We start from the raw sequence: 18625 nt of genomic DNA, 5'->3' as shown, positions 1-18625 counted from the left end.
GCGACGATCCGCCTCACCTCACCAGGTGCCGTCGAGGAGGTCGCGGGTCGCGACCAGGTTGAGCACCCGCCAGAGGCCGGAGTGGCCCGGCGTCTGGCCCGGCCGGTTCGGCCACCCCTCGACGCGTGCGACACGGACGAAACCGACCTCGTGCCACACGGGGTCCGTCTTCCGGAAGCGGTGCGGCTGCCAGACGACCGGACGCTCCGGCAGACTGCCCGAGGCCGGCTCGCGCTTCGCCCCCAGCGTCGCCAGGGTCTCCGGCCCGGGGACCTGCTCACCCACCCAGTCGAGGACGTCGAGCTCGGGTGAGTCGCCGTATCGGGACCGATGGATGCCGGCGACCCGGAACAGGGCGGTCCGTCCGTTCGGCGCAGTGAACGCGAGGACGTCGCCCGGCGTCAGGTCGTCCTCCACGTGGCGCCACGATCGACGGAGGCGCTTCGGGGCGGGCTGCGGGCCGAGGAGCTTCTCGCGGAGACGGTCGAGGCCCGCGGTCCGCCTCGCGACCTCCCCCGGGCCTGCTTCAGCCCACAGCTCGAGGTCGGCACCGCGATCGATCGCCGCGAGCGCCCGCGTCCGCACGTCGGGATCGAGCCGGCCGACCTCGCTCTGCGCGGCCGCGAGCGGGATCCAGAGCTCGCCGTCCTCGCGCTCCACCAGGTGGGCGAACGACGCGATGGTCCGTCGCGTCGCCTCGTCGTCCGGCACCCGGTCCTGCACGTACTCGCGGTACTCGGTGCGGATGTCCGACGCCGTGTCGTTCGAGAAGATCGCCGTTCCCCATGCACCCATCCCGGCATCCTGCCAGACCCCTCGCGTCAGCGGCCAGGTGAGGCCCATACGATGGATCCAGCCCGACTCCGAGACGAAGGACGCTGCATGCCATCCCGCCCCACCAAGCTGATCCCGCCGACCTTCTCCCGCACCCCCTCACTCGACGCCGAGGCGGTCGAGTTGAGCATCGCGATCGAACTCCCCGAGGGCGTCGAGGCGATCGGCCTGTCCGTCGCCCCCGCAGCCGACGGTGCCGGCGACGACATCCCCGCCGCGCTCGGACTCGACCGTGCGGCCCTGACCCGCGCCGGCTTCACCGGCGAGATCGGCCAGACGCTGGTCATCCCCAGCCAGGACGCCCCGACGTACATCGCGGTCGGCGTCGGTGCCCCCGAGAAGCGCACCCCGTCAGCCCTCCGCGACATCGCTGCTGCCTTCGCCCGTGCGGCATCCTCGTTCGCGAGCATCGGCCTCGACGTGGCGCGCTCGTTCGACCTCGACCCGGCCTCCGCCGGCCAGCTCGTCGTCGAGGGCGCGCTCCTCGCCCGGTACCGCTACACCGAGCTGAAGCGGGAGACGAAGCGCACCCCGCTCGTCGCGCTCCACCTCGTCGCCGGTGCTGAAGACCTCCCGGAGACCGCGACCGGCGCGCACCGCGGTGAGGTCCTCGCCCGCGCGGCGAACCTCGCCCGCGACCTCGCGAACACCCCTCCCGGACACCTCACGGCGACCGACCTCGCCGAGGTGGCCGAGACGCTCGGTGCCGCCAACGGGCTCGACGTCGAGGTCTTCGACAAGGACGCGCTCATCGAGCTCGGTCTCGGCGGCCTGCTCGGCGTCAACGCCGGCAGCGTCGAGGAACCGCGCATGATCAAGCTCCGGTACACCCCGAAGGACGACGACGGCTCGCCGATCGAAGCCGCAGGACATCTCGCGCTCGTCGGCAAGGGCATCATGTACGACTCGGGTGGCATCTCGCTCAAGCCGTCCGACCCGTCCCACGCGGCGATGAAGATGGACATGGCGGGCGCCGGAGCGATCCTGTCCGCCATGACGGCGCTGGAGGAGTTGCACTGCACGAGCAGCGTCACGGCGTTCCTCATGTGCACGGACAACATGCCCTCGGGCTCGGCCACGATGCTCGGCGACGTGCTGACGTTCCGCAACGGCACCACCGTGGAGATCAAGAACACCGACGCCGAGGGTCGCCTCGTCCTCGCCGACGGCCTGAGCCTCGCCGTCGAGGAGGAGCCCGACGCGATCGTCGACATCGCGACGCTGACCGGTGCCGCGATCATGGCGCTCGGCACGAAGACGGCGGCCGTGCACGGGACCGACCAGGGCATCGTCGACCAGACGCTCGCGTCATCGAAGGCCACCGACGAGCAGCTGTGGCAGTTGCCGCTCGAACGCAGCTACCGGAAGCAGCTCGACTCGGACGTCGCGGATCTCGCCAACATCGGCGGCCGGTTCGCCGGTTCCACGCTCGCCGCGCTGTTCCTCGCGGAGTTCGTCGGCGACATCCCGTGGGCGCACCTCGACATCGCCGGCACCATGCTCGTGGAGTCGGACGAGTCCTGGCGGTCGAAGGGTGCGACCGGGTACGGCACGCGCCTGCTGATCGACCTGGCGCTCAACTTCCGCGCCTGACGCAGGACGCGGCGTCGATGGCCGGTCCCCTGAGCCTGTCGAAGGGCGGCGACCGGACCACCTTCCCCGCGAGCACGTCGACAGGCTCAGTGACCGGATCAGCCCATCCGCAACCCGGTCACTGAGCCGCAACCCGGTCACTGAGCCGCAACCCGGTCACTGAGCCTGTCGAAGTGTCGAAGGCCACCCAGCGACAACCTCCGTTGCCGTTCCGGCAAGAATCACGTGTTCGCAGCCGGTGTCACGGCAGGCTGATGCCATGACCTCCGAGCACGAGCCCGCCATCACCGATCCCGCCGCCTTCTGGGAGCACCGCTACAGCAGCCGCGGCCAGGTGTGGAGCGGCAAGCCGAACGCCGCACTCGAGCGCGAGGTGGGCGGGTTGGTGCCCGGCACCGCGCTCGAGCTCGGCAGCGGGGAGGGTGCCGACGCCGTGTGGCTCGCCCGGCAGGGCTGGTCCGTGACCGCCGTCGACATCTCCCCGAGCGCGCTCGCCCTCGGAGCATCGACCGCGAGCGAGGCGGGGGTCGCGGATCGCGTCACCTGGGTGCAGGCCGACCTCGTCGGGTGGGAACCGTCGGCGTCGTTCGATCTCGTCACCGCGACCTTCCTGCACTCCCCCGTCGAATTTCCCCGCGAGGCGGTCCTGCGCCGTGCGGCGTCCGCGGTCGCTCCCGGCGGCACGCTGCTCATCGTCGGCCACGCCGGCCCGCCGCCCTGGGCGACCGAGCACATCGCGCACGCGCACTTCCCGACGCCCGAGGAGGTCCACGCCTCGCTGGAGCTTGCGTCGTCCGAGTGGGAGATCGTCACCGCGAGCCTCGTCGCGCGCGCCGCGATCGGGCCCGACGGCGAGCCCGCCGAGCTCGACGACAGCGTCCTCGTCCTCCGTCGCCGTCCCTAACTCAGGAGCGTCCCGGCGCGTCGCGACGCCCGGCCGGCGCGTCGCGCCCGACACGCCGCAGCGATCCTGAGTCAGGGACACAACGACACCTGCCACGCACCCCGGGCCGACGGCCTTCCCCCCGTCCCTAACTCAGGAGTGTCCCGGCGCGGCGCGGCGCGCGGCCGGCGTGTCTCAACCGACACGCCGCAGCACTCCTGAGTTAGGGACAGGACTGAGGTCGAATCGGGTCAGCGATCAGGGGTCAGCGAGCCGGAGGCGCACCCACGGAGCCGCGCTCGATGAGCGTCTGGGCGAGCACGAACTCCTCCGCGTCGGCCCCCGCCCCACCGATCCGGGCGATTAACCGGCGTGCGGACTCGGCCCCGAGTTCGTAGATCGGCTGCGACACGACGGTGATCGGCGGCGTGGTGAGGCTCGTCCAGTCTGCGTCGTCGAAGGCGATGAGCGACACGTCGTCGGGGATCGCGAGGCCGAGTTCGCGGATGGTCCGGAAGACCGCGGAACCGACCAGGCTGTCGGAGGCGATGATCGCGGTCACGGGGTCCCGGTCGCCGAGGACCTTCCGGGTGATGACGTCGATCCCCTCCGCGCGCGCATTGAGGTGGACAGACGCCGCCGGGTCCTCGACGCCGACATCACGGAGGGCACCCGTGAAGCCGTCGATCCGATCGCCCACCGAGGAGGAGCCGACATCGTCCCCTGAGGCATACGGCTCCCCGTGGCCGAGGGTCGAGATGAACGCGATCCGACGGTGTCCGGCCGCGAGGAGGTGCCGGGTGGCCGCGGCCGCCCCGGAGGCGTTGTCGGCGACGACCGTGTCGGCCTCCATGCCGGCCGCACGACGGTCGAGGAGCACCACGGGACGCCCCTCGGCGAGCGCCGTTTGTAAACTTCTCGTTTCGATCGAGGAGGCCGGCGTGACGATGAACCCGTCCACACGTTTGTCGAGGAGGAGCTCGATCGCGGCCGTCTCGGCGTCGACCTCCTCGTCGGAATTGGCGAGGATCAGGTCGAATCCGGCGGCCTGCGCGACGTCGGAGATCCCCCGGGTCGCACGGGCGAAGAAGGGGTTCTCGATGTCGCCGATGACCACCCCGATGGTGTTCGACTTCCCCGTGTTCATGCTCTTCGCGAGGGCGTTCGGGCGGTAACCGAGGCGTTCCGCGGCGGCCTGCACACGGTCCCGCACATCCTCGCTCACGGCCCCGTAGTCGCCGAGCGCGCGGGCCGCAGTGGCCTTCGACACCCGTGCGGCCTTCGCGACGTCCGACACCGTCGCCTCGCGTCTGCCGGTACCCGGATCCGTTGCCATGTGCCCTCCGATGGGGTCTGCTGCGTCGTTGACGTTGTCCGAGAACCAGGGTACTGTCCTGGACAACCTGTTGAGACCGGTCTCAACCTACGACATTGAGACCGGTCTCACCAGCAGAACGACAGCAATGGAGCTGGCGGCGTCCACAAGACACGAGCCGACGGTTCCCTCCACGCACCACGAACTCCTCCCCACGATTGGACTCGCCGTGACGAATCGCTTCACCCTCCGCAGGACGGCCCTCCTCGCCGTCGCTGCGGCGACCGCCCTCATCCTCTCCGCGTGCTCCGGTGGTGCCGGAACCGCGAGCAGCACCGAGGACAACCCGTACGGACTCATCACCCCCGGACAGATCCGCGTCGCCAGCCTCGGCGACTCGAAGCCGTACACCTTCACCGACGCCGACGGGACGTTCACCGGCTTCGACGTCGAACTCTTCACCGACGTCGCGAAGCGGATCGGGATCGACGACGTCGTGTTCACCGGTCAGGACTTCTCCGGTCTGCTCTCCGCCGTCGCGAACGGTCAGTTCGACGTCGGCGTCGCGGCCATCGGCATCACCAAGGAGCGCGAGCAGACGGTCGACTTCTCCGACGGCTACCTCGCCGGGTACCTCACGGTCATGGCGGCGAAGGACTCCGGCATCACCGACGCGGACAGCCTCGCCGGCAAGCGCCTCGGCGTCGTACAGGGCACCCTCCAAGAGGCCTACGCCGTCAAGCACTTCACCGACACCGAACTCGTGCGCTTCCCCGACAACAACTCGGCCATCTCGGCCGTCAACAGCGGCAGCATCGACGCCCACTTCCTCGACTACGAGGCGGCGAAGGAGTACGCGGCACAGTACGGGCTCGTGAACGCCATCGACATCCCGTCCTTCGACGCACCGGCCGGGTTCGCGATCGCGAAGGACAAGCCCGAATTCAAGAAGGCCCTCGACAAGGCCCTCGCCGAGGCGATGGAGGACGGCACCTGGAAGAAGCTCTACCAGAAGTGGTTCCCGGGCTCTCCGATGCCCGAGCAGTACCTCCCGAAGGCGGAGCAGACCTCCAGCCCCAGCCCGACCTCGTCGACCGAGTAGTCCCCGTCTCGTGGTGCGGGCCGAGGACCGGCCCGCACCACACCATCCCACCCCTCAGGAGCAGACAGCATGGACTGGCTCGACAGCATCATCAAGACCTTCTTCGACTTCGACGCGATGTGGCAGGTGTTCCCGCAGCTGCTCGGCGTGGGACTCGTCAACACCCTCGTCATCTCGATCGCCGCCACGGTGATCGGGGTCATCCTCGGCATGATCATCGCCATCATGGGCATCTCGCCCTCACGCTGGCTCCGAGTACCCGCGCGGATCTACACCGACGTGTTCCGCGGCCTGCCGGCGATCCTCACCATCCTCCTCATCGGCCAAGGCTTCGCCCGCTTCAGCCAGCAGCTGTTCGGCCCCTCGCCCTATCCGCTGGGCATCCTCGCGCTCAGCCTCATCGCCTCCGCCTACATCGGCGAGATCTTCCGCGCCGGCATCCAGAGCGTCGACCGCGGCCAGCTCGAGGCCTGCCGGGCGCTCGGCATGAGCTACGGCAAGGCGATGCGACTCGTCGTGGTGCCGCAGGGCATCCGCCGGGTCCTCCCCGCGCTCGTGAACCAGTTCATCGCCATCGTGAAGGACTCGAGCCTCGTCTACTTCCTCGGGCTCCTCGTCAGCGAACGCGAGCTGTTCCGGGTCGGTCAGGACGCCGCCGTCCTCACCGGCAACCTCTCCCCGCTCGTCATGGCGGGCCTCTTCTACCTCGTCATCACCGTGCCCCTCACCCACCTCGTCAACTTCTTCGACAACCGCTTCCGGACGGGACGCCGCAAGGCCACCCCGCCGAAGAGCGGCCTCGACGAGCTCGACGAGGTGCAGCCACCCCTGCCAGCCACCACCGGGAGCAACACATGACCTACACCTCTCCCCTGCCCGTCACCGACGGACACTTCTACCGCGGCTCGAGCCTCGAACTCCGCGACGTCTCGATGGCGTACGGCGACATCGAGGTCATCCGCGAGGTGAGCATCGACGTCGAACCCGGCACCACGACCTGCATCATCGGGCCGTCCGGCTCGGGCAAGTCGACACTGCTCCGCGGGGTGAACCGCCTGCACGAGCCCACCTCCGGCGACGTCCTCCTCGCCGGTGAGAGCGCCCTGAAGATGAAGCCCGAACGGCTCCGGACGCGGGTCGGCCTCGTCTTCCAGCACTTCAACCTCTTCCCCGACCACACCGCGCTCGAGAACGTGGCACTCGCACTCCGCAACGTGAAGGGCATGTCGAAGAGCGAGTCACTCCGAGTCGCGGCAGCGCGCCTCGACGACGTCGGACTCGGCGAACGATCGGACCACCGGCCGCGCGACCTCTCGGGAGGCCAGCAGCAGCGCGTCGCGATCGCCCGCGCACTCGCGATGGAGCCCGAGGTCATGCTGTTCGACGAGGCCACGAGCGCCCTCGACCCCGAACTCGTGAAGGGCGTCCTCAACCTCATGGCCGGTCTCGCGCAGCGCGGCATGACGATGCTCGTCGTGACCCACGAGATGGGCTTCGCCCGCAAGGTCGCCGACCAGGTCGTGTTCATGGACGAGGGCCGCGTGGTCGAGGCGGGGACCCCGACGCAGCTGTTCGACGCCCCGCAGAGCCCCCGCCTGCAGCGCTTCCTCTCCGAGGTCCTCTGATGGCGGCGCGCGTCTCCGGCACGATCAGGACGGGTGTCATCGGCTTCGGCACCTCCGGCGCGGTGTTCCACGCGCCGTTCCTCGCCGCGGATCCCGACTACTCGCTCGACCTCGTCGTGACCTCCGACCCGGATCGACGGGCCGAGGCGCTCGGGCGGTACCCGGGCGTCAAGGTCGTGTCGACCGCCAAGGAGCTCTTCGCCCGAGCCGACGAGCTCGACCTCGTGGTCATCGGCTCGCCGTCCGGCACGCACGCCACGCTCGCGACAGCCTCCCTGGACGCCGGCCTGCACGTCGTGGTCGACAAGCCGTTCGCCGTCACCGCGGCCGAGGGCCGCGCGGTCGTCGATCGTGCTGCAGCCGCCGACCGCCTCGTCACGGTCTTCCAGAACCGCCGCTGGGACGGCGACTTCCTGACCGTGCGGCGGCTGCTCGACGAGGGCATGCTCGGGCACGTCCACCGCTTCGAGTCACGCTTCGAGTGGTGGAAGCCCGATCCGCCCGCATCGTGGAAGACGGCCGCGACCGCCGCGGAGGGCGGCGGCATCCTCTACGACCTCGGCACGCACGTGATCGATCAGACCATCCAACTGTTCGGCGAGGTCGAGGACGTCCAGGCTGAACTCGGTGCTGTCCGGCCCGGAGCGGTCGCGGACGACGACGCCTTCGTGGCGCTCCGTCACCGTTCGGGGGTCCGGTCGCACCTGTGGATGGGGTCGCTCGTCGCCCAGGCCGGCCCGCGGTTCCGCATCCTCGGTTCCTCCGGTGCCTACACCTCGTGGGGACTCGACGGCCAGGAGCCCGCACTGAAGGCCGGTGCTGATCCGCGTGACGACGGATTCGGTCGGCGTGAACCGTCCGGTTGGGGCGCGATCGGGGTCGACGGTGCAACAGAGCCCGTCCCCATGGCCGACGGCGACTACGCCGCCTTCACCCGCCTCCTCGCGACCGCCCTCCGCGACGGCGGTCCTCCACCGGTCGATCCGGCCGACGCGATCGCCGTCCTCGAGATCATCGAGGCCGTCCACGCGGCCGCAGCACCTCACCAGCGCAGCACTCCAGAACAGAAAGAGCAGACAGCATGAGCAGCACCACCCAGACCAGCCGACGCGTCGTCGTGATCGGCGGCGGCATCCTTGGAACGTCCAGCGCCGTCGCCCTCGCCCGCCGAGGTGCCGACGTGACCCTCGTGACCGACCGCTCCCTCGCCAGCGGCGCCTCGGGACGATCGCTCGCCTGGCTGAACTCCGCGGCCCAGCGGTCGAGCGAGTACCACGCGCTCCGTGTCCTCGGGATCGACCGCTGGCGGACCTTCGCCGCGCAGATCCCGAGCGCGGAGTTCCTCCGCTTCGACGGCGGACTGATGTGGGCACCGGAGGGCGAGTCCTACGCGGAGACCTTCGCCTACGAGCGCGGCATCGGCTACGACGCCCGGTGGCTGGCTCCGGAGGAGGTCGCCTCGGTCACGCCGGGTGTCGATCCGGCCGCCGTGGCTGCGGAGGGCGCGATCTTCAATCCGGGCGAGGGCTGGGTCGAGCTGCCGTCCGTGATCGAGGTGCTGTCCCGCGAGTTCGTCGCCCGCGGCGGACGGATCGTGACGGACGCCGGCGCCGAGATCGCCTCGTCCGGCGGACGTGCCGTGGGTGCGGTGCTCGCGAACGGCGACCGCATCGAGGCCGACGCGGTCCTGTTGGCCACGGGTCCCGACGTCCCGGCCCAGCTCGCCGCACTCGGCATCACGATCGGCGACCAGAGCCCGGCCGCATTCGTCGCGTTCACGAAGCCCGTCGCAGCCGAGCTCGTCGCCGTCCTCAACACGCCGAAGGTGGCCGTCCGTCGCACCAGGGAGGGCGGCTTCGCGCTGGACTCCGCGTGGTCGGAGGAGGAGATCGAGGTCCGCGACGACGGTTCGCTGCACATCTCGGACTCGACCGTGGAGCGGCTGTTGGCCGAGGGATCGCGGGTGCTCGCCGGCAACCCGAGCCTCGAACTCGACCACATCGGGGCTGGCTACAAGCCGATCCCCGGCGACGGCGAGCCGGTCTTCGGTGCGGTCCCGCAGCTGCCGGGGCTCTTCACGGCCTTCAGCCACAGCGGTGCGACACTCGGGCTCATCGCCGGTGAACTCCTCGCGGACGAGATCGTCGACGGCGAACCCTCGCCGCTGCTCGCGACCTTCCGGCCCGAGCGGTACGCGGAGTCGCCCGTCCCCGCGTAGGCCTGGCCGGTTCACAACTCAGGACGGCCCCGGCGGGTCGCATCGACCACCCGGCGTGTCCGGCGGGACGCGCCGCACCGGTCCTGAGTTGTGAACCCCTGCCGTCCCCAACTCAGGAGTCGTCCGGCGCGTCGCAAGCGCTCCCGCTCGACGCACCGCAGCACTCCTGAGAACGGAACGGGAGNGACTAGTCGGTGCCGGAGTCGAACGCGGCACCCTCGGAAGCGAGATCGGTCGCGCGCTCGAGGGCGTCGGCGGTCGGGTCGAGGAGTTCGCCGCCCAGGATCTCCTGCGCCTCACCCTGCTCGAGCTTGCCGACGAGGTCGGCGGTCGCGCCGCCGACGATGCCGGCCGCTGCGTACTGCTCGAGCCGCGAGCGCGAGTCCGCGATGTCGAGGTTGCGCATGGTGAGCTGACCGATGCGGTCGTCGGGACCGAACGCTGCGTCGCCGACGCGCTCCATCGAGAGCTTGTCGGGGTGGTAGCTGAGGCCGGGGCCCGAGGTGTCGAGGATCGTATAGTCGTCACCGCGGCGCAGACGAATCGATACCTCGCCGGAGACGGCGGAGCCGACCCAGCGCTGGATGGACTCGCGGAGCATGAGCGACTGCGGGTCGAGCCAGCGGCCCTCGTACATGAGGCGGCCGAGACGGCGACCCTCGTTGTGGTAGTTGGCGACCGTGTCCTCGTTGTGGATCGCGTTGAGCAGACGCTCGTACGCGATGTGGAGGAGCGCCATGCCGGGGGCCTCGTAGATACCGCGGCTCTTCGCCTCGATGATGCGGTTCTCGATCTGGTCGCTCATGCCGAGGCCGTGACGACCACCGATGGCGTTGGCCTTGAGGACCAGCGCGACCGCGTCGGCGTACTCGACGCCGTTGAGCGCGACCGGGCGACCGGCCTCGAAGGTGACGGTGACGACCTCGGAGGCGATCGCGACGTCTTCACGCCAGAACGGCACGCCCATGATCGGCTCGACGAGTTCCATGCCGGAGCTGAGCTCCTCGAGGCGCTTGGCCTCGTGGGTGGCGCCCCAGATGTTGGCGTCGGTGCTGTACGCCTTCTCGGTGGAGTCGCGGTACGGGAAGTCGCGGGCGACGAGCCACTCGCTCATCTCCTTGCGGCCACCGAGCTCGTTGACGAAGTCGACGTCGAGCCACGGCTTGTAGATGCGCAGGCGCGGGTTGGCGAGCAGACCGTAGCGGTAGAACCGCTCGATGTCGTTGCCCTTGTAGGTGGAGCCGTCGCCCCAGATGTCGACGCCGTCCTCCTTCATCGCGCGGACGAGCATGGTGCCCGTCACGGCGCGACCGAGCGGCGTCGTGTTGAAGTACGTCTTGCCGGCGTTGCGGATGTGGAACGCACCGCACTGGAGGGCGACGAGGCCCTCCTCGACGAGCGCCGACTTCGCGTCGACGAGGCGCGCGATCTCGGCGCCGTACTCCTTGGCGCGGTCGGGGACGGCGCCGATGTTCGGCTCGTCCGCCTGGCCGATATCGGCGGTGTAGGTGCACGGAATGGCACCCTTCTCGCGCATCCAAGCGACGGCGACGGAGGTGTCGAGACCTCCGGAGAAGGCGATGCCGACGCGCTCGCCGACGGGGAGGCTGCTCAAGACTTTAGACACGCCTGCGATTCTACGGGTTCGCGGGGAGTGGAGCACGTCGCCGCCGGTACCGCCTCGCCCGGGCCGGGGGACGGCGGGGGCTGTGGCGATATCGACGGCGACGCTGCTGTGAACCGGACGGATCGGACCAGGTCCGCTCAGGCGCTGTTCGGGTCTCGCGCCATGAGCTTCACGAGTGCATCGGGATGACGATTCGTCGACTCCAGAGCGATTCTCGCAGCGTCTGTCGGTCTTCCGCATGTCCCACTACTGGGGTCATCGGTAGGGGGCGACAGGCTCCGCGAGACGCGGCGCTACCAGATGGTGACGCGCTCCTCGGGGGCGAGCCAGGCTGCGTCGGACTCGGTGACGCCGAACGCCTCGTAGAAGGCGTCGATGTTCCGGACGATCTGGTTGCAGCGGAACTCGTTCGGCGAGTGCGGGTCGATCGACAGCAGTCGGATGACCTCCGCGTCGCGTCCCTTCTGCTGCCAGGCCTGCGCCCAGGAGAGGAAGAACCGCTCCGCGCCGGTGAGGCCGTCGATGACCGGTGGCTCCGCGCCCTCGAGCGACAGCAGGTAGGCCTTCCAGGCGATGCCGAGCCCGCCGAGGTCGCCGATGTTCTCGCCGATCGTCAGGGCGCCGTTCACGTGGTGGTCGGGCACCTGGGCCGGAGCCAGCGCGTTGTACTGCTCGATGAGCGACGCGGTGCGCTCCTCGAACGCCGCGCGGTCGGCCTCGGTCCACCAGTCGGTGAGTCGGCCGTCGCCGTCGAACTTCGATCCCTGGTCGTCGAAGCCGTGCCCGATCTCGTGACCGATGACCGCGCCGATGGCCCCGTAGTTCGCGGCGGCGTCGCGGCCGGCGTCGAAGAACGGGTACTGGAGGATGGCGGCCGGGAACACGATCTCGTTGAAACCGGGGTTGTAGTAGGCGTTGATCGTCTGCGGCGTCATGAACCACTCGTCGCGGTCGAGCGGCTTGCCGATCTTGCCCAGTTCGCGGTCCATCTCGAACCGGCTGGCGCGACGGACGTTGCCGAGCAGGTCGTCGGCTTCGAGCTCGAGCGCCGAGTAGTCGCGCCACTTGACGGGGAAACCGATCTTGGGCGTGAACTTGTCGAGCTTCTCGAGCGCCCGCGTGCGGGTCTCGGGGCTCATCCACTCGAGGTTCTCGATGCTGTCGCGGTACGCCTCGACGAGGAAGCCGACGAGGACGTCCATCTCGTCCTTCGACGTGGCGCCGAAGTGCCGGTCGACGTAGATGCGGCCGACGGCCTCGCCGAGCATGCCCTCGACGAGCGAGACGCCGCGCTTCCAGCGCTCGCGCTGCTGCGGCGTGCCGGTGAGGGTCTTGCCGTAGAAGTCGAAGTTGGCGCGACCGAACTCCTCGGAGAGGTACGGTGCGGCACCGTGGACGACCTTCCAGGCCAGCCAGTCCTTCCAGGACTCGAGCTGCTCGGCGACGAGGAGCTCCCCGAGGCCCTCGAGGAAGCTCGGCTCACGCACGACGATCTCCGCGAACACCGCGTCGGCGGCGCCGATCGCATCGCGCCAGACGGCGAGGTCCGGGCCGTCGAGGTCGGCGCCCGCGGCGAGCGCCGCCGCTTCGTCCCACGAGTACAGGTTGTACGTCTTCTCGCTGTCGCGGGTGGCGACGTTGTCCCAATGCTTGGAAGCGATCGCCGTCTCGAGGGCGAACACGCGGTCGGCGCGCGCGGCGGCGTCGTCGATGCCGGCGAGCTCGAACATCGTCTGGAGGTGTGCGCGGTAGGCGTCGCGGATGTCGGCGAAAGTGTCTTCTCGGAAGTAGGACTCGTCGGGCAGCGTGATGCCGCCCTGTTCGGCGAAGACGAGGTAGCGCTCGGGGTTGCCCGGGTCGTTGTCGACGAAGAGCTGCAGGAAGCCGCCGACCCCCTCCGCCTCGAACTCGCCGGACAGGCGGAGGAAGGACTCGATGGAGTCGACCGCTGCGACGCGGGCGAGCTGGTCGGCGAGCGGGGTCGCTCCGAGGGCGTTGGCCCGGTCGACGTCCATGAAGCTGGCGTACAGGGCGCCGATCTTCACGCCCTCCTCGCCGTCGGGGTTCGTCTGCGACTCCTCGATGATGTCGCGGACGGCGTTCTCGGCGTCTTCCGCCAGCTGGTGGAACGAACCCCAGCGAGCTTTGTCATCGGGGATCTCGGTGCGGTCCATCCACTTGCCGTTCACGTGGCGGAAGAGGTCGTCCTGCGGCCGCACGGCCGGGTCGAGTTCGGAGCGGTCGATGCCGGAGGCGAGCTGCGCGTCAGTCATGCGGATCAGCCTAGCGACGGCACCTGACCACGGCTCGGGTGTTCTCTCAGAGCGGGCGTGCCGCTCTGGACCGAGTCCTGTGGAGGAGCGTCGCGAGCGCTTCGGGGAACGAGGGACTACCGTTGACCCACCCGGCCGGAAGGAGCCCGCGTGGACTGGTTGGCCGACTTTCCGCCCGGCGTCCTGCTCCTCGTCGTCTTCCTGGTCGTCGCGGTCGAAAGCCTCGGCGTGCCGTTGCCGGGAGAGACCGTGCTCATCGGGGCGACCCTCCTCGCCGCGTCGAGCGGCCTGAACCCGGTGTTCGTCGCCGCCGCGGCCGCCGGTGGTGCGATCCTCGGCGACTCGATCGGGTACTGGATCGGCAAGCGGTACGGCCGGCGGCTCCTGTCGGTGCTGAACCGCAGATTCCCGAAGCACGTGGGGCCGAAGCGACTGGGCGCCGCGGTGCACCTCATGCGGCGGTGGGGGCCGTGGGCGGTGTTCGTCGGACGGTTCATCGCCGTCCTCCGCATCTTCTCCGGACCGCTCGCGGGCATGTTCCGCATGACGTACCCGCACTTCCTCGTCGCCAACGCGGCGGGTGGCATCGCCTGGGCCTCGCTCGTGGTGACGGTCGTCACCGTCCTGGGGAGTGCCGCGACCGAGTTCCTGCACCGCTTCTCCTGGGCGGCGCTCGCGTTGGCCGGTGCCGCGGCCGTCGTGATCGCGGTGGTCGTCGTGTTCCGGATCCGTCGTCGGGCCGCCCGGCCGGCCGCCGATCGCGCGCCCGTGTCGATGACCGAGGCGGAGCTCGACGAACTGCTGTCTCCATCCGGGTCGGTCCCGGCCACGACCGACGCCGACGCCCGAATGGACACGCCGACCACCCGGGCCGCCAGCTCGGCCCCCGTCCGCACCGATCTGCGCGCCGCGATCGCTGTCGTCCTGACGCCGCTGCGCTGGGCCCTGCGGACGACCCCCGCGACCACCGCCTTCGTCACCGTCTTCGTCGCCCTCGGGGTCGTGACCGGTGGCCTGTGGCGCCCGATCGACCAGGCCGCCTGGTACCCGGCGTTCGCGTACGGGGTGCCGAGCCTTGAAGCCGGGCGCTGGTGGACGGTCCTGACGGGCATGTTCATCACCGCCGACCCGCTCGCCTACCTCATCGCGATCGTCGGCGCGGCCGTGTTCGGCGGGTGGGTCGAGGTCCGATTCGGCACGCTGCGGGCGTCGGCGATCTTCGTGGCCGGCCATCTCGTCGGTGTCTTCGGGGCCCTCGGTGCGGCCCGGGCGTTGGCTCGGCTCGACTGGCCGTGGGCGCAGTCCCTCGTGACGACGCTCGACGTCGGTCCGAGCTGCGGCATCCTCGCCTGCGTCGCGACCGCGACCGCGTTCATGCGTTCCCCCTATCGGCTGCGCTGGCGGCTGCTGCTCCTGTCGTGGGTGTCGATCGCGCTCCTCTACGTCGGGAAGATCGACAACCTCGAGCACTTCATCACGACGGTCGTCTTCGTGATCGTGGCCCGCCTCCTCCTCGGCGAGCACCGGTCGACCCCGCGACCCACCATGCGCGACTGGCGGCTGTTCGCCGTCTCCGGACTGCTCACGATCGGTGCGGTGCAGCTGCTCGTCACCCTCGTGCCGCTCGACGGGCCGCTCGGTTCGACCACCCTGACGCAGGGCTCGATCCTCGACGTCGGGGTCGACACCATCGCGATCCTGGTGATCACGAACTGGCTCCGCCGTGGACACCGCTGGGCCTGGTGGGCGGCGATGGTGCTCACCGTCGGCAACCTGCTGGTCACGCTCGCCCTCATCGCCCTCGCCTGGCTGGCCCAGGTGCCGGTCGTGGCGTCGACCATCTGGATCTCCGCGAGCGTCCTGTGGGCGGGACAGGCGGTGGTCCTCGTGCTGGCGCGCCACGCGTTCCGGGTCGCGGCGAACCAGACCAGGCGCCGCCTGCCCGGGGCGATCGGACCCGGTGCGCGGCGAGCACGCGCCAGGGCGGCCCAGCTGCTGCGCGAACACGGCGGCGGACCGCTGGCGGCCTCGGCACTCCGGCGCGAGAACCGGGTGTTCGTCACGGCCGACGGTGGACACGCGGTCGCCTACCAGCAGCATGCCGGCGTCGCGCTGGCTCTCGGCGAGCCGATCGGCGACCCCGGCGGTGCAGCAGCAGCGGTGTCGGCGTTCGCGACGGCCGCCGAGCAGGAGGGGCTCACACCGGCGGTCTTCGCCGCTCGCGACGCGCGCATCGTGCCCGAGGGGTGGCGGGTGTCGCCACTCGGCCGAGACCTCGTGCTCGACCTCAGCGGGGCGGATGCATCAGAACCCGTTGGTCCGGACGATGCGACGGGAGCCGCCGGCGCGGATCCGACGACCTCGATCCTGGTGCCCGCTCGCGAACTGCCGTGGGAGCTCCGCAGCCAGATCCGCGCGCTGTCGTCGGTGTGGGTGTCCGACCGGCACGTGCCCGAACTCGGTCTCACCGTGGGTTCGAGCATCGACGCCCCCGATGGCGACGACCGGGAGCCGACCGCCGCGGTCCGGGTCTCCGTCGTGACGGACGCCGCAGGCGCCGTGCTCGCGGCGGTGTCCTGGTTGCCGGTCCCCGGGACCGACGGCACCGTGCACGGGTGGGCGCTCGACGCGGTCCGTCGTGCTCTACCGGACGACGACGTCGGCACGGCTGCGGGTGCGAGTGCGAGTACAGCGTCGGAGGAACACACCAGCCGAGCCGTCGAGCGGGCCCTGACCGACGCCTGCCGACGATTCGCGTCCGAAGGCGCAGCCATGGTCTCGTTCGCTGCTTCCGGGCTGGCACAGGACGGCACCGAGCCCGACGGCGTCGCCGTGCGCACGATGGCCGGCATCGCCCACCGGGTCGACCCGCTCGTCGGCTTCGCGGAGATCGCCGACGTCGCCGAGCGCTTGGGCGCCACCGCCGTGCCGCTGTTCCTCGCCTGCCGCGAGGACGCCGACCAACCGCGGGTCGCCTACGCCGCCGCGGCCGGCTTCCTCACGGGCATCCGTCTCCGCGACCTCCCTGGCCTGAGCGGGTCGCTGCTCGCGCGGTAGGACGTCGACTCGTCCCGCCTCGGACGGCGACGCGGCGTGTCACCACCCGCGGCTAGGCTCGGCGGGTGACCACGGGACCGGACAGGCGACGACTGCGACCCGTCGACCGCGACATCCTCCGGCTCGCGGTCCCGGCGCTCGGGGCGCTGATGGCGGAGCCGCTGTTCCTGCTCGCCGACTCCGCGATGATCGGTCACCTCGGCGTCGTGCCGCTCGCCGGCCTCGGGGTCGCGAGCGCGGTCCTGCAGACGGTCATCGGGCTCATGGTGTTCCTCGCCTACGCGACGACGCCCGCGGTCGCCCGGCGTCTCGGTCACGGCGACGAGCGCGGCGCGGTGTCGCTCGGGGTGGACGGCCTCTGGTTGTCGCTCGGGCTCGGTGTCGTGATCGGTGCGGCCGGATGGTTCCTCTCCCCCACGCTCGTCGGGCTGTTCGGCGCGACGGACGCCGTCGCCCAGCAGGCCGACACCTACCTCGGCATCTCGATGCTCGGCATCCCCGCCATGCTGCTCGTCTTCGGTGCGACCGGGCTCCTCCGCGGCCTGCAGGACACCACCACGCCCCTCGTGGTCGCCGGCGCCGGGTTCGCCGCGAACATCGGCCTCAACTTCCTCTTCATCTACGGCCTCGGACTCGGCATCGCGGGATCCGCAATCGGCACCGTCATCGCGCAGTGGGGCATGGTCGTCGCCTATCTCGTCGTCGTCCTGCGCCACGTGCGTCGGACAGGAGCGAGTCTCCGCCCGCACCGCGCCGGCCTCGGTGGCGCGGCCCGTTCCGGCGGCTGGTTGTTCCTCCGCACCGTCAGCCTCCGCGCCGCGATGCTCATCGCCGTGTTCGTCGCGACCGACCTCGGCACCGACGAACTCGCCGGGTTCCAGCTCGTCATGACCCTCTTCGCCACCCTCGCGTTCGCACTCGACGCCCTCGCGATCGCCGCGCAGGCGCTCGTCGGCAAGGGACTCGGGGCGGGCGACGTGGCCGGTGTGCGTGCCGTCCTCGTCCGCTGTCTGCAGTGGGGCGTCGGCTCGGGGATCGTGCTCGGCCTGGTCATCGCGCTCGCGAGCCCGGTCATCGGCCTGCTCTTCACGAGCGACCCCGACCTCGCGGCGCTCATCGTGCCCGCGATCATCGTGCTCGCCGTCACCACCCCGCTCGGCGGTGTCGTCTTCGTCCTCGACGGCGTCCTCATCGGCGCCGGCGACGCGAAGTACCTCGCGATCACCGGGCTGCTCAACACGCTCGTCTTCCTGCCGTTCGCGCTCGCGGTCCTCGCCTGGGCACCCGGCGGGCAGACCGGGCTCACCTGGTTGGCGCTCACCTTCTTCGTCGGCTACCTCGGTGCGCGCGCGACCACACTCGGGCTTCGAGCCCGCACGACGGCGTGGATGCGCACCGGGGCCTGACCGACAACTGGGGAGTTGTCCCCATTGAGGCTGCCGCCTCGGTCCCCCATCCTGGACGCGAGCATCCGTCAACGCTCACGATTCCAGGGGGAACCACCATGTCACTTCGCTCCGCTCACCACCGTCTCCGCGTCTCCGCGGTGACCGCCGTCGCCGTCATCGGGCTCTTCGGGCTCGCCGCCTGCAGTAGTGGCGACGCACCGGCCGACTCCGAGCCCTCGACGAGCGCCACGACCGCGCCCGAGGCCACGGAGGACGCTGCCCAGGAAGAGCCGGCATCGGGCGCGACGAAGTGCACCGAAGAGCAGGTCAACACGCTCAGCGCAGCCAGCGGCGTCGCGGTCCCGGCGGCCGCTGTCGCCGCGGCGAAGGCCACCTTCGCTCCGGCCGCCGTCCTCGGCGACCTGCCGACCGTGTGCATCCTCAGCTACGAAGCGGGTGACGCCTCGGGCAGCTACGCCGTCCTCTCCGGCGGCGCTGCCTCCCTCACCGCAGCGGCCGCGAACGCGACGGCCGGTGGCGCGAGCGTGACCGAAGCCGCCGGCACGTTCACCGGATCGCTCGACGGGCTGACGATCATCGGGATCCCGTTCACCCAGCTCACCCAGGAGACCGCCGGGTTCGAGAACGTCGAGGACCTCGTCGTCGTCGTCTCCACCGCGGCACTCGGCTAGGCCGCCGCAGCGTCACGG

At 70.5% G+C, this 18625-nt stretch carries 14 protein-coding genes; 10 read left to right on the top strand and 4 right to left on the bottom strand.

Translation table 11 applies throughout. The annotated features are described in order from the left end of the window. Positions 1-18: 18 nt before the first annotated feature. Positions 19-795: a hypothetical protein gene (locus IFU30_RS01820; protein ID WP_192004104.1), complete on the bottom strand. Its 777-nt coding sequence runs from the start codon at positions 793-795 to the stop codon at positions 19-21. 87 nt (positions 796-882) lie between these two features. Between IFU30_RS01820 and IFU30_RS01815 the strand changes: the two genes are divergently transcribed. Together IFU30_RS01815 and IFU30_RS01810 are read left to right on the top strand one after the other, a co-directional pair. Further along, a complete protein-coding gene (locus tag IFU30_RS01815) occupies positions 883-2427 on the top strand; it encodes a leucyl aminopeptidase (protein ID WP_192004103.1) in 1545 nt (514 codons plus the stop codon). Positions 2428-2686: 259 nt separating this feature from the next. Continuing rightward, entirely contained in the window at positions 2687-3331 is a 645-nt protein-coding gene (locus IFU30_RS01810; RefSeq protein WP_192004102.1) for an SAM-dependent methyltransferase, read from the top strand. Between the two features lie 244 nt (positions 3332-3575). Here IFU30_RS01810 and IFU30_RS01805 read toward each other — a convergent pair whose 3' ends face one another. Further along, entirely contained in the window at positions 3576-4646 is a 1071-nt protein-coding gene (locus IFU30_RS01805; RefSeq protein ID WP_192004101.1) for a LacI family DNA-binding transcriptional regulator, read from the bottom strand. Positions 4647-4854: 208 nt separating this feature from the next. Between IFU30_RS01805 and IFU30_RS01800 the strand changes: the two genes are divergently transcribed. The 5 genes from IFU30_RS01800 (at position 4855) to IFU30_RS01780 (ending at position 9570) form a co-directional block, all read left to right on the top strand. Next, a complete protein-coding gene (locus tag IFU30_RS01800) occupies positions 4855-5727 on the top strand; it encodes an ABC transporter substrate-binding protein (protein ID WP_071261542.1) in 873 nt (290 codons plus the stop codon). A gap of 69 nt (positions 5728-5796) precedes the next feature. Then, positions 5797-6585, top strand: a complete 789-nt coding sequence (locus IFU30_RS01795) for an amino acid ABC transporter permease (protein ID WP_079704476.1) — start codon at positions 5797-5799, stop codon at positions 6583-6585. Continuing rightward, positions 6582-7352 carry an amino acid ABC transporter ATP-binding protein gene (locus tag IFU30_RS01790; RefSeq protein ID WP_124767959.1) on the top strand — a complete coding sequence of 257 codons (771 nt, stop codon included), beginning with the start codon at positions 6582-6584 and terminating at the stop codon, positions 7350-7352. The genes IFU30_RS01795 and IFU30_RS01790 overlap by 4 nt, the downstream gene beginning before the upstream one ends. Then, positions 7352-8437: a Gfo/Idh/MocA family protein gene (locus IFU30_RS01785; protein WP_192004100.1), complete on the top strand. Its 1086-nt coding sequence runs from the start codon at positions 7352-7354 to the stop codon at positions 8435-8437. Before IFU30_RS01790 ends, IFU30_RS01785 begins: the two co-directional genes overlap by 1 nt. Next, positions 8434-9570 carry an NAD(P)/FAD-dependent oxidoreductase gene (locus IFU30_RS01780; RefSeq protein WP_192004099.1) on the top strand — a complete coding sequence of 379 codons (1137 nt, stop codon included), beginning with the start codon at positions 8434-8436 and terminating at the stop codon, positions 9568-9570. The genes IFU30_RS01785 and IFU30_RS01780 overlap by 4 nt, the downstream gene beginning before the upstream one ends. Positions 9571-9757: 187 nt before the next feature. Here the strand turns inward: IFU30_RS01780 and argG are convergent, their stop codons facing one another. Further along, positions 9758-11197, bottom strand: a complete 1440-nt coding sequence (argG, locus tag IFU30_RS01775; RefSeq protein ID WP_192004098.1) for an argininosuccinate synthase — start codon at positions 11195-11197, stop codon at positions 9758-9760. A 293-nt stretch (positions 11198-11490) separates the two neighbouring features. Further along, positions 11491-13470 carry a M13 family metallopeptidase gene (locus tag IFU30_RS01770; protein ID WP_192004097.1) on the bottom strand — a complete coding sequence of 660 codons (1980 nt, stop codon included), beginning with the start codon at positions 13468-13470 and terminating at the stop codon, positions 11491-11493. A 150-nt stretch (positions 13471-13620) separates the two neighbouring features. Here IFU30_RS01770 and IFU30_RS01765 point away from each other — a divergent pair, with 150 nt between their 5' ends. The 3 genes from IFU30_RS01765 to IFU30_RS01755 all read left to right on the top strand — a co-directional run bounded on the left by IFU30_RS01765 (position 13621) and on the right by IFU30_RS01755 (position 18607). After that, positions 13621-16527 (top strand): VTT domain-containing protein, encoded by a 2907-nt coding sequence (locus IFU30_RS01765; protein WP_192004096.1) that lies wholly within the window; start codon positions 13621-13623, stop codon positions 16525-16527. Between the two features lie 65 nt (positions 16528-16592). Then, the gene (locus tag IFU30_RS01760; protein ID WP_342450786.1) at positions 16593-17933 is read left to right on the top strand and encodes an MATE family efflux transporter; all 1341 of its coding nucleotides are present in this window, start codon (positions 16593-16595) and stop codon (positions 17931-17933) included. Positions 17934-18031: 98 nt separating this feature from the next. After that, entirely contained in the window at positions 18032-18607 is a 576-nt protein-coding gene (locus tag IFU30_RS01755) for a hypothetical protein (protein WP_124767954.1), read from the top strand. The last annotated feature ends 18 nt before the right edge of the window (positions 18608-18625 follow it).

This window comes from Plantibacter sp. CFBP 8798, assembly GCF_014841195.1.
GTDB classification, from domain to species: Bacteria; Actinomycetota; Actinomycetes; order Actinomycetales; family Microbacteriaceae; genus Plantibacter; species Plantibacter auratus.
Note: the sequence above shows the minus strand (reverse complement) of the source record. Positions and strands in the feature narration are given on the sequence as shown.